12 protein-coding genes are annotated in these 11,379 nt (G+C 57.2%); 8 read left to right on the top strand and 4 right to left on the bottom strand.

The window, feature by feature from the left end; all coding sequences use genetic code 11:
• The first annotated feature begins 79 nt into the window (after positions 1 to 79).
• Positions 80 to 1,042 (top strand): nucleotidyltransferase family protein, encoded by a 963-nt coding sequence (locus BM225_RS20220; RefSeq protein ID WP_420809870.1) that lies wholly within the window; start codon positions 80 to 82, stop codon positions 1,040 to 1,042.
• Positions 1,043 to 1,491: 449 nt separating this feature from the next.
• On the opposite strand, the gene BM225_RS20225 is transcribed toward BM225_RS20220, so the two are convergent.
• Genes BM225_RS20225 through BM225_RS20235 form a run of 3 tightly spaced genes read right to left on the bottom strand, consistent with a single transcriptional unit; the run spans position 1,492 to position 4,091 of the window.
• Entirely contained in the window at positions 1,492 to 1,944 is a 453-nt protein-coding gene (locus BM225_RS20225) for a hypothetical protein (protein ID WP_092465349.1), read from the bottom strand.
• Between the two features lie 12 nt (positions 1,945 to 1,956).
• Positions 1,957 to 2,922 carry a YVTN family beta-propeller repeat protein gene (locus tag BM225_RS20230; protein WP_092465350.1) on the bottom strand — a complete coding sequence of 322 codons (966 nt, stop codon included), beginning with the start codon at positions 2,920 to 2,922 and terminating at the stop codon, positions 1,957 to 1,959.
• 2 nt (positions 2,923 to 2,924) lie between these two features.
• Positions 2,925 to 4,091 (bottom strand): ABC transporter substrate-binding protein, encoded by a 1,167-nt coding sequence (locus BM225_RS20235; RefSeq protein ID WP_245780562.1) that lies wholly within the window; start codon positions 4,089 to 4,091, stop codon positions 2,925 to 2,927.
• 229 nt (positions 4,092 to 4,320) lie between these two features.
• On the opposite strand from BM225_RS20235, the gene BM225_RS20240 reads away from it, so the two are divergent.
• A complete protein-coding gene (locus BM225_RS20240; protein WP_092465351.1) occupies positions 4,321 to 5,802 on the top strand; it encodes a sensor histidine kinase in 1,482 nt (493 codons plus the stop codon).
• Between the two features lie 9 nt (positions 5,803 to 5,811).
• Positions 5,812 to 6,495 (top strand): response regulator transcription factor, encoded by a 684-nt coding sequence (locus tag BM225_RS20245; RefSeq protein ID WP_072704367.1) that lies wholly within the window; start codon positions 5,812 to 5,814, stop codon positions 6,493 to 6,495.
• Positions 6,496 to 6,969: 474 nt separating this feature from the next.
• Here BM225_RS20245 and BM225_RS20250 read toward each other — a convergent pair whose 3' ends face one another.
• The gene (locus tag BM225_RS20250; RefSeq protein ID WP_092465357.1) at positions 6,970 to 7,428 is read right to left on the bottom strand and encodes an Lrp/AsnC family transcriptional regulator; all 459 of its coding nucleotides are present in this window, start codon (positions 7,426 to 7,428) and stop codon (positions 6,970 to 6,972) included.
• A 161-nt stretch (positions 7,429 to 7,589) separates the two neighbouring features.
• On the opposite strand from BM225_RS20250, the gene BM225_RS20255 reads away from it, so the two are divergent.
• The 5 genes from BM225_RS20255 to BM225_RS20270 all read left to right on the top strand — a co-directional run bounded on the left by BM225_RS20255 (position 7,590) and on the right by BM225_RS20270 (position 10,996).
• The gene (locus BM225_RS20255; protein ID WP_092465352.1) at positions 7,590 to 8,741 is read left to right on the top strand and encodes a pyridoxal phosphate-dependent aminotransferase; all 1,152 of its coding nucleotides are present in this window, start codon (positions 7,590 to 7,592) and stop codon (positions 8,739 to 8,741) included.
• 62 nt (positions 8,742 to 8,803) lie between these two features.
• Positions 8,804 to 9,958 (top strand): MFS transporter, encoded by a 1,155-nt coding sequence (locus BM225_RS20260; protein WP_092465353.1) that lies wholly within the window; start codon positions 8,804 to 8,806, stop codon positions 9,956 to 9,958.
• Positions 9,955 to 10,104: a hypothetical protein gene (locus BM225_RS21910; protein ID WP_177218673.1), complete on the top strand. Its 150-nt coding sequence runs from the start codon at positions 9,955 to 9,957 to the stop codon at positions 10,102 to 10,104. Before BM225_RS20260 ends, BM225_RS21910 begins: the two co-directional genes overlap by 4 nt.
• Positions 10,105 to 10,148: 44 nt before the next feature.
• The gene (locus BM225_RS20265; protein WP_092465354.1) at positions 10,149 to 10,556 is read left to right on the top strand and encodes a DUF2000 family protein; all 408 of its coding nucleotides are present in this window, start codon (positions 10,149 to 10,151) and stop codon (positions 10,554 to 10,556) included.
• Positions 10,557 to 10,573: 17 nt separating this feature from the next.
• Positions 10,574 to 10,996, top strand: a complete 423-nt coding sequence (locus BM225_RS20270) for a MaoC/PaaZ C-terminal domain-containing protein (RefSeq protein ID WP_092465355.1) — start codon at positions 10,574 to 10,576, stop codon at positions 10,994 to 10,996.
• Positions 10,997 to 11,379: the final 383 nt, after the last annotated feature.

The raw sequence follows: 11,379 nt of genomic DNA on the forward strand, positions 1-11,379 counted from the left end.
CACAACTGAAGAGAGGTCGCAATTGGAGCCGATTTCGCACTCCCGAGCAGCTCAGGTCGCGTATCAAGATCTGCTCCGTATGCACCTTGATGAGGCCGCTGCAGAGATCGTTGGCAGTGTAGAGGAACGTCGGCGCAATGGGCGAACCTACCTCTACGACCGCTTCCGCATCGGAACCGAGATGAAGAGCCGCTACCTCGGAGAGGATAGCCCTGAGTTACGAGACCGCTTGGCGCGCGCGGCGGATTTGAAGGCCGCTTCGAAAGAGCGCAAGACACGCATGTCACGCCTAGCGCGCGTTTTGCGCGCCGAGGGGATGATCGGCACAGATCGGGAGACGGGCTCACTGCTTTTGGCTTTCGCCCGAGCTGGCGTATTTCGTTTAGGCGGAACATTGATCGGGACCGCGGCCTATGCGCTCTATCAAGGAGAGCTTGGCGTACGCTTCGACTCGGATGAACTGGCTCAGACCGGAGACATCGATTTCGCAAGCTTCGAAAGGCTTTCGGTGGCTCTGGGGGATCGGGTCGAGGAAGAACCCGGCGATATCCTTCGCGCCATGAAGTTCGACGCGGTTCCCGGTGTGTTCGATCAGCAGATCTGGAAATGGCGCCAAAGCGGCGGCGAGGCTTTGGTCGAGTTCCTGACGCCCGCTTTCGGTGATGAAGGCGTTAAGCCGCTTCCGGCACTGGGGGTCAGCGCACAGGCTTGGCATTACCTCAATTTTCTGATCGCGGAACCGATCCACGCGCTGGCGCTATATCGATCGGGCGTTTTGGTGCAGATCCCGCGCCCCGAGCGGTTCGCAATCCACAAGCTCATCGTAGCCAGTCGTCGGCAAGGGGGCCCGGACCAAGCCAAAGCCCGTAAGGATCGAGCACAGGCTGAATATCTTATTCGTATCCTCGCCCACGACCGACCTGACGACCTCGCCGAGGCCTATGAGCATGCGAGGACCCAAGGACCGAGATGGCGGGAGCGGATCGACTCAAGTCTCGACAGGCTTCCGGCGATCAGGGATTTGCTCGAGCAGATTTCTTAATCTGACTCGGACTCAAGCGTCATTCTCAAAAGCCGCCAAGAGCAAAACATGTGTGGCCGTTTTCGTTGCTCCCTCAATTCGCAGCACAGCATACTAGAACCTCTGGCCAATTCAGCACCCGCTCGTCAAACTTACCTACCTATCCCTTTGGCGCTGACGTCGGACAAGGGGCGGCAATTCGGTCGGCATCTGCATAAAAGTCGTCGCCTCGAAGCCCACATTATATACCAGTTGGCAATACCCGCGGCGAAGTCGGTCTCAAAAGCCTCTGATATATGAGCAAGGGACAGTGTCTGAGAGAAGTTGTAACGACCCACTCAAAGCTGAAACTAGCGGCAGTTCTGTCTTTCCAGATATGAATTTTTGCTGCCTGCTGTGCTAGGGAAGCTCGCTCAGGAGGGGCGAAACAGCAGGCAGCTTTTCAAAGCCCAACAAGGGCTTTGAGATGATTATTCGATGGTGATGTCGAGTCGCTGTGTCTCTCCGGTGCTGCCGGGGATCTTGATGTAGTAAGAGCCGGGTTTGAGCGCGATAAAGCCGATTTCCATCTCGCCGGCTTCGTCGAATTCGATGGAGTCGAGGCCGAGGGGGCGAATTTCGAACCCTTCGACCACGATCTCGTCGATCCAGATCGCGCGGAAGAATTCGGGGCCGACGAGCGCCAGTTCCTGACTGCCATCCCCTTGGATTTCGAACTCGTAGTAACTGCCGGATTTCAGGACCCAAGGCTCTGACGTCAGCGGCATGCCCGCGCTCAGCTGGATGGGCTCTAGGTCATGCTTGTTCTTGGCGGACAGCAAACCCGCCATGCCGAACTGCATGTCATCATCGCCGTCGTCGTCCGCCATGGCGGCCATGGGCAAGGTGGCGGCGATCGCCAGCATCGTGATGAACTTTCTCATGGGTCTGCTCCCTTAGTTGGTTGGGCGGAAGGCAGCGCCCCACGGGAAGCGGCCCACCTTGATTGTTTTCAGCGCCTCGCGCTTGGCCACGTCCACGACAGTGACATCGCCAGAGATGCCGTTCGTGGTGAACAGTCGCGATTTGTCCGCGTTGAACGCCATGTGCCAGACGCGGCGACCGACCAGGATGTAATCCTCGACCTCGTAGGTTTCGGCATTCACGACGGCCAAGTGGTTCGAGGGCCCCAGCGCGACATAGGCGAACTTGTCCCCTTCGCCGAGTTCAAAGCCCACGGGCTGGATGCGGTCAGGGTGGATGTTCGGCAGTTCGAAGGTGATCTTGGCCGTCTCGGTCTGGGTCGCGGTGTCAAAGACGGAAATGCTGCCGCCGATCTCTGCGCTGACCCACATCTCGGCCCCGTCTTTCACGAATTCCGCGTGGCGGGGGCGGGAATCCACAAGCGTGTTGGCAAACAGTTCTTGGGTTTCTGTGTCGATCCAATGAGCCATGTTGGTGGTCTCAGAGGTCGTGATCGCGATCTTGCCATCGGGCGAGACGGCCATGCCTTCGGGTTCGATCCCCACATCAATTTGCGCGACAACGGTCCGGCTTTCGACATCGACCACGGTGGTGATCGCGTCGTCCTCATTCGCGATATAGAGGTGCTTGTTGTCAGGGTGCAGGACGAACTGTTCGGGGTCCTCGCCCGAGGGCAGGTCGTGCAGAATTTCGCCCGTGTCGGGGTCCATCACCTGCACCGCGTCGCTGTCGGACGCGCAGATGTAGACGTATTTGTAGTCGTGGCTAAAGGTGATCCCGCGGGGCCGCTCGCCCGTTTCAAGGGTGCGGGTCACTTCGAGCGTTTCGATGTCAATGACACTGATCGTGTCGTCCTTTTCGTTAGAGACCCAGATCTCATCGGCAAAGGCGGGTTGCGCGGCCATCGCCGCCATCAGAGCAAGTGTCGAGATACGCATGATTATTCCTTGAAAGCGGTGCAGGAGCTTTCGGGCGCATCCACGCCCAAGGTGTCGAGTTCATTGGTCTGGTGCATGAAGCCGGGAAGGGGGGCCTGCATGACCATGGCGCGGCTGGTGACCAGTGGCACGGGTTGGCGCATTTGGCCGTTCCACGCGCGGAATGTCTGGGGCGTGCCCTTGAACCCCGCGAGTGCAAACTCGGGCGACAGCATGTAATCGCGCAGGGTCGGCGCATCTGTGGCGTTGGTACGTGTGACGGCCTCTCCGATGCTGCGGACGGCGGCCCATGCGCCGTAATCTTCGGGCTTCATGCTGCGGTCTGCCAATTCTTCGAAGCGCGAATGCAGCTGCGCCGCGCCCCATTGTTCGACAACGGGCGCCCACACTTGCGGAGAGATGCCCTCGCTGCCTGCCACTGGACGAGGGAGCCAAGTGTTATAGGCCACATAGCGCCCGAAGTCCTCGGCCTCGTCCGCGACCAGCAAGACATCATAATCGCGCAAATCTTGGGTGAACAAAGGCACTTCGGCAGCCGCATTCCGGCGCATGTCCGCGTCAAAGGCCCATGTTTTGGTCTCGCCAACCTTCAGTCCGAACTTTGTCGCCGAATAGCGCAACGCCTCGGCATAGGCTGTGTCCTGAGGATAGGTGCCCTCTATCATCGCCAGTTTGCCCCAGCGCTTGAACAGGAAGTACTGCATCAGAGCATCGGTCCGCATCGCCAGCGACGGCGCGGTGTGCAGGACATTCGCGCGGCAGGCCCCATCGCGCAAGGCGCTGTCTTCGGCGGTCGCGTTGATGATCAAGGCGTTCGCCGCCTCGGGCAGGTCAGCGATCTGGAGCAGATCTTCGCTCGGCAGATCTGTTATAATGATTTGGTGATCTGCCAGAATGCTCAGGGCAACATCTGCCAGATCACCGTCCACGGAGAGGTTGTGGATCTTCAAACTATACTGGTGTCCTAGGAACTTTCCCGTCGTTGTATTGTCCGCGATAGCGAGTTCGGCGCCTTGAATGCTCAGATCTGCAGGACAGGGATCAAGGTTAGAGAGTGTCGCGATCTCTTCGGTCTCGCGCACCAGCATCGGGATTTCCACATTCAGCGCCATCGCCGATGTCGAAATCAAGCTGCTCAGGCTGACCGCTGATGCTACGCTCTTTAACATGGGAACTCCAAATCATTGTGTTGATCGCAGTGTATGGAGCAATTCTGAGAGTGTTATTTGAAGACTCTGAGAGCTTTATGAGAATGGGATTAGACCATGGTCCTAATGGTCGAACGGCTAGTCGTTTGTCCTAAACTACGTTGGAATGGGAGTCGTGATCAGTTCTAATCCCTTGGTTCTGGCTGCACGGGGGCGTGGGGCGACGATCTGAACGAGAAAGAGCAATCCCTTGATCATTCTGTGCCGTCTTGTCTTTGTAATTTCCGGCTGTGTGCTGGGAATCTTTGGTTATCTGCACAGCGCTCATTCACAGCATCAGATTTCACGGATCACTCAAGCATCAGCGCAGATCGCTGCGCTAGATAAGCTCGGCAGTAGCCTCCACAACGAATTGCTGACCGCGGTTTTGGAGCCGGACATTCTGACTGCCAAAGCCGCATTGGCACGGTTTGAGCGGGACGCGATCCATTCACTTGGAATTCTGGACCGCTTGACCGTCGAAGAGCTTGCGATGATTTCGGAAAGCGAGCGCGCTGGTGAAGAAAGCGAGCTCGATCGTCCAAGGAAGCTGCGGGACACCGTGGTGAAAACAGTCGCAGCGACACAGCGCGTCGTGAACATACGCCAATCCTCGGACATTATGCCCGACGCAACGTCCGCGCTTGCGCAATTGGAAGTTGAACGTGCGGCGATCACTAATCTGGTGAACGAGATTTTGGAGGATGAAAGAGAAGAAATGACAACTGCTCTTGGCAACCTAGGCAAAGAGCAGCGGACCTTCGATATTCGTGCTGGGGCGTTATTGCTTATTTCGATTTCGTCAGGTCTCTTGAGTTTGCTCTTTGGGTTTGTACACCAGCGCAGTCGGGATGCCGTGCTGGCTCAGGGCCTCGGTGAGATGGCGATTGAGAAGCCCGTCCCTCAAGAGCTGTCGGCAGATCGGCTCGACGCTGCGCTCCAAGTCGTTGCTAGCAAGATTAAGCGAGAGGTTTCCGCCAGAGTGTACATTGAGCGTGAACTCGAGCAGCGCACCGCTGCGCTTCAACTCAGTGCTTCCAAATTGAAACAAGTAGATGAAACGCGCCGACGCTTCCTCGCTGACCTAGGTCATAGCTTGAAGACCCCTTTGGCCATAGCACGCGGATCGGTCGAGGCGATCGCTGCCGACGAACGCAGGCAGGCGACCGCTTTAAGCTCAATCGACAAAGTCACTCAACGGGTCTCGGATCTGATGCAACTTGCACAATCTGATGATGGGAGGCTGATCCAGATGCAGAATGTGTTAGAAGTCGCCGAGCTTCTGGATAATCGGATTGCTGAGCTTCGCGTTTTGCCAAACGGCGAATGCATTACATTTACCACCGATGAAGACGGACCATATGAAATCGAAGGGGACCGAGAGGCCCTCGTTCGCATGTTTGATGCCATTATTGAGAATGGATTGCAATTCGCTACGCCAGCTGAACCACTTTGCGTTGATGTATTTGCTGGGCCGATTAACGTCACTATCGCAATCACGGATCATGGACCTGGCGTCGCTGAAGGCGATGCTGTGTTCGACCGCGGCGCGAGTTTTTTTCAGGGTGGCAGCGGCATCGGATTGTCGATGGCAGAGCAAATTGCCAAGGATCATGGCGGGCGGGTTATTTTGACACAAACTGGAAGTGGCGCGCGTTTTGAGGTGACCTTGCCGCTCCGGCAACTGGCTTGAGGTTGTAAAATGAATATTTTGATCGTCGAAGATGATCCCGACCTTGGGGAGTTGATTTCAGACAGTTTAAGCCGTACTGGAAAACAGCCCGTACTTGTGAGTGACGGCGAGGCGGGACTAACCAGTGCCAGTTCCGGCGTCTATGATGCTATCGTTCTGGATGCGATGCTGCCGACCTATTCAGGGTTCGAAATCTGTCAGAGATTAAGAGAGGGCGGCATTACAACGCCGATCCTCTTCCTCACATGCCGCGACAGCGAGACAGATATACTGAGAGGCTTGAGGCTCGGCGCTGACGATTACATGACAAAGCCATTTTCAAATGCAGAACTGTCGGTCCGCATTGACGCTTTGATCCGAAGAGCAACGGGTTATTCTCCGCAAGACCACCTGACATGCGGTGATCTGGTTCTTCGTACCGCTCAACGTCAGTTATTCTGCGGAACTGTCATGATCGATCTGACTGGACGGGAGTACGACTTGATCCGCGCTATCATGTCCGCACGTGGCCAAGCACTGTCGCGAGATGCGTTGCTAGAACGGGTTTGGGGCGACGAAGAGAACCACACAGCAAATGTCGTTGACGTCTACATCAGTTATTTACGCCGAAAATTGAAACGAGCATCAAGCACAGTGCAAATCACGACAGTGCGCGGTTATGGGTTCAGATTAGATGCGCTTGAGGCGACTTAGTTTACAGCCGGAATTTGCCAAAGTCAGTTGAGCACCGTTTATGTGCCGTTGAGGCCCCTCGGAAAGGGCGGACCCCGACCTTCGCTGCGCCGGTCATGAATGGCGGCGATGCGCAGGAAGCGCACCTGGCTCCGCAGAGATCATTTCTCGAAAGCGGCCTCTCAGGCAGAGCGCAGCGATCGGCCGCTTGGAGCCCTCATTGTCCGTTCGTCAGGCCGCTGCGAATGTCGGCTATGCTCGCAGCTACTAAGCGACGAAAAGCCGGAGGTTTTGTTGAGCGCTCTGCTCTGCCTAACCTACTGGCGACTATTGCGGTGCGAGCCTGTCGCCTATCCGACCTGAGGATGTTTTCATCAATCTGGTGCCCGTGGACAAGCCAGATTGGTCCTTCGGTCGGGGCGAAGCTTCCTTGATTCAGGAATAGGGCTGCGCGTCGTGATCCTTGCGGCCGAAAGCGGTGAGGTCGTGGTTCGCTCAGAGGGGCAGCTCCCAAGACTGCTTCACGTTCTGCATCGGGATATCGGACTTGATGTCCCGAATGCATGGAATGCGACCCAGCCTTTCCACCCTGAACCGACGATAGGCGTCGAGGTCCGCTGCGACGATCTTCAGGAGGAAGTCGTAGTCCCCGGCCATCATGTGTATCTCGACGACCTCGGGCAGCTTTGAGACCGCGTCGATAAACGCCGCAATCGTGTCTTCGTGCGGGCCTGTCACCCACACGCGAGCAAAGAAGGTCAGGTCATAGCCCACCTTCTGCGCACTCACCCGCGCGGAGTAACCCTCGATCACACCCGCTTCTTCCAGAAGGCGGACGCGTCGAAGACACGGCGACGGAGACAGACCGACACGATCCGCGAGTTCGATGTTCTGGATTTTCGCCTCGCGTTGAAGCGTGCGCAGGATGGCGCGGTCAATGGAGTCGAGGTGCATTGGCATTCAGAGCTACAAGAATCGAAAATGTTGGCTTCAGGTTGTCAAATCTATCACTTTATCGCGTAAAAACGCAACCCACTCCTCACGATCTTGGCATAGAACACCAACCTCAAGGGCTGAGCCATCGCCAGGTGCAGTCTCCAGCTATTGAGGCAAGCATGAACGACCTTTCGAAGCGGAGTGTGATCGCTCCCATCCAGGCAATCGACTTGATGACGGCGGCTTTCGACCTTCAGAGGAAAGGAAGCTCGGTCATCCACATGGCGGTCGGCCAACCTGCTGCGCCGACGCCGCGGGTGGTCAGGGAGGCCGCAGAGCGCGCCGTTCGCGATGGCAAGATCGGTTATACCGAGGCGCTTGGTATTCCGTCGCTTCGCGAAAGGATTGCATGCTACTATGCCGAGGCTCATGGGCTGGAGATCGCGCCTGACCGGGTCGTAGTCACGACGGGTTCATCAGGAGCCTTCAACCTTGCCTTCCTCGCATTGTTCGATGTTGGCGACAATGTTGCCTTGCCTGCACCCGGCTACCCCGCATACCGAAACATCCTTAAAACGCTCGGGCTGGGAGCCATCGAGATCTCGACCACGGAGGATACCCGTTGGACGATCACCCCGGACATGCTGGCGGAGGCCCATGCGCGCCATGATCTCAAAGGACTGATCCTAGCAAGCCCGAACAACCCAAACGGCACGATGATTGCGCCGAAGGACCTCGAGGCCATTGTCGAAGCCTGCAAGCGCCTCGGTATTCGTCTCATCATGGACGAAATCTATCACGGCCTCGTCTACGGCTTCCCCACGGAAACCGCACTCTCATTCTCGGACGAGGTGGTCGTGATCAACAGCTTCTCGAAATACTACTGCATGACCGGCTGGCGCATAGGCTGGATGGTTGTGCCGGAACGGTTCACACGCACTCTGGAATGTCTCTCCCAGAATCTGTCCCTATGCGTGAACGCGGTGGCGCAGATTGCCGGGCAGGCAGCGTTCGATGCAACCGAGGAATTGGAGCAGGTGAAGGCGGGATATGCCGCTAACAGGGACTTGCTTCTGGAAAGGCTGCCTTCTCTCGGTCTTGGCAAGCTCCATCCAGTGGACGGTGCCTTTTACCTTTACGCTGATGTTGCACACGTGACGAGCGACAGCATGCAGTTTGCGCGCAAGCTGTTGCAGGATACCGGCGTCGCCGTAACGCCTGGCATCGACTTCGACAGCGTCCTCGGCCCGCGACATATCCGACTGTCCTACGCAGGCAGCCAGAGAGATGTGAGCGAAGGGCTTGATCGCATTGAGGGCTGGCTGAAATGACCGCCCCCGGGACATCCGCCGCCAGGAGAGACTGGACACCCATTCTGGCGGGAGGGCTGATCATGGGATTGGCCCTCGGCGCGCGACATGTCCAAGGCCTATTCTTGATCCCGATGACAATGGATCGTGGATGGGACCGTGAGATTTTCTCTCAGGCGATTGCCCTGCAAAATCTCGCTTGGGGTCTCTGCCAGCCTCTGTCGGGCTGGCTCTCTGATCGTTTCGGCGCACTATGGATCATCGCGGCTGGCCTGATTTTATATGGCCTCGGACTTGCAGGGATGGTCTACAGCGCATCCGAGGGGGCATTCCTGCTGGCCGCAGGCGTCTGCGTAGGCGTTGCGCAATCCGGCACGACCTTCGGTGTTGTCTACGCGGCCCTCAGCCGCACGGTGCGAAACGATCGCCGCAGTTGGGCGCTCGGTCTGGCAGGTGCGCTTGGTGGGATGGGCCAGTTCGTCATGGTGCCGGTGTCGCAGATGCTGATCGACATGACAGATTGGCAGACAGCATTATTAATTTTCAGCGGAGCCGCTGCGGTCATGTTGCCGCTGGTCTTTGCATTCGGATCTGGCAGCACCTCAACGGCGGAAGCGACACATCAAGGCGGACCGGGAATTGCCGACGCGCTCCGGCACAAGGGGTTCTGGCTCCTGAACCTCGGCTTCCTCGTCTGCGGCTTTCAGTTGACCTTCGCGCAGACTTACCTTCCGTCCTATGTGTCCGATAACGGACTTGATGCTTCGGTCGGGGTCATGGCCCTGGTACTCATGGCCCTGTTCAATGTCGCGGGCACCTATCTGTTCGGCCTTTGGGGTGGAACTTACCGCAAGAAGAATTTGCTTGTTGGCATCTATTTCGCGCGAACCGCAGCTATCAGCTTGTTCCTGTTATTGCCCATGAGCGGAGCCAGCATTTACGCCTTCTCGGCCGCTCTTGGTTTTCTGTTGCTGGGAACCGTGCCCCTGACCAACGGTCTTGTCTCGCAGGTCTTTGGTGTCCGTTATATCGGCACTCTCTTCGGCATCCTTTTCCTGAACCACCAGATCGGCTCGTTCATCGGAGTGCGCCTTGGCGGCATTTTCTTCGAGGCTTACGGCTCGTATCAGCTCGGTTGGGCCGTCGCTGCGGCCCTCGGCCTTGTGGCTGCGGCTCTCCATTGGCCAATCAATGACAGCCCCTTTGTTGCCTCCAGAACTCAGAAAAACACCGGATGAAGCCTTCACTGTCAAAATTGGAAGTCTGCCTGCCTCTGGTGCTGCTCCTGCCAATTGGCGTCGCCGTAGGGCTGGGCTGGAAAACTTCGGGGCTGGAACTCGCTTGGAGCATGATCGCCAGCATCTGCGGAGCTGCCCCGCGCTAATCAATCGAATGCCGACAGGCACAACAAAAAACGGAGAAAAATTCATGTTCGATACCAAAATCGCCATCGTCGTTCGGGAAGACCTCGCCACTTGGCAGAAGCTGAATGTCACAGCCTTCCTCATGAGCGGCATCACCGGCGCCAATCCTGAGATCATGGGCGAACCCTACCGCGACGCGGCGGGACACACCTATCACAGCCTTTGCATCCAGCCCGTCATTGTGTTGTCGGCTGACCAGGGCACGCTGAAGAATGTCCACAACCGCGCCCTTTCACGCGACGTGCCTCATGGCCTCTACATCGAGGAGATGTTCTCGACAGGTCATGACGAAGCCAACCGGGCCGTCTTTGCCGAACATGGTCCTGAAGATGCGAAGGTCGTTGGCATCGCCCTGCGGGCAGAGAAGAAGATCATCGACAAGATCACCAAGGGCGCAAAAATGCATGCTTGACTTTGGAGTGAACTGAAATGCTGGAAGTAGGACAAAGCATCGAGAGCGGCACAGCTGCTCTCACCACGGCTGATTGTGTGGCATTCGCGCAGTCGTTTGATCCGCAGCCCATGCACGTCGATCATAAGGCCGCCGAAGACAGCTTTTTCGGGCAGCTGGTCGCAAGTGGCTGGCATGTTCTTTCGGCCACGATGCGGCTTGTGGTCGATGCCCGACCTTTCGGCGAACATCCTCTCATCGGTGCAGAGATCAAGGAAATCAGATTTGCTCGTCCGGTAGAGCCCGACACGGTCATTCGAGCGCGCGTGACCCTTCAGGAAATCTTGCCGCGGAGTGCCGGCGGAAATTTTGCACTTCTGCTGGTGGAGACGCTCGACGACGGATCGGGGGATGTCTTGGTGAAGCAGGGCTGGAAAATGCTTTTGGAGGACAAAGAATAACGATAGCGAACAAAAAGGTTCCAAACCCACTTGTTTCTGTACGCACGGGAAGCAGCCATTCGCCGTAGGCCCGCTTTGTCCGCGCATTGGTCGTCTGATGATCTCAAGCTAAAGGTCCGCTTCACCAGCCTTGGTAACTCAACGCCAGGGTTGGAATGGGCTGAGAGCGGACTTGCGGCCGCGCAGCGTCAGAAGCGTATGCTCATAGTCGGCAGACGTCATTCGCGGCCCGTAGCTGCCCTTGGCTACCACTTCCAAACGATGCAATGTGGTCCGCCATTGCGGCCATTCGTGCATAACGCAGCGTCGCTGTCCCTCGAATGACAGCAGAGCCAGACGACGCCGATGGTCGCGTCCTTATCGTCTGACTGTTGTCTGAGATG

Origin of the sequence: Donghicola eburneus, from assembly GCF_900115865.1 — a bacterium.
Lineage (GTDB): Bacteria > Pseudomonadota > Alphaproteobacteria > Rhodobacterales > Rhodobacteraceae > Donghicola > Donghicola eburneus.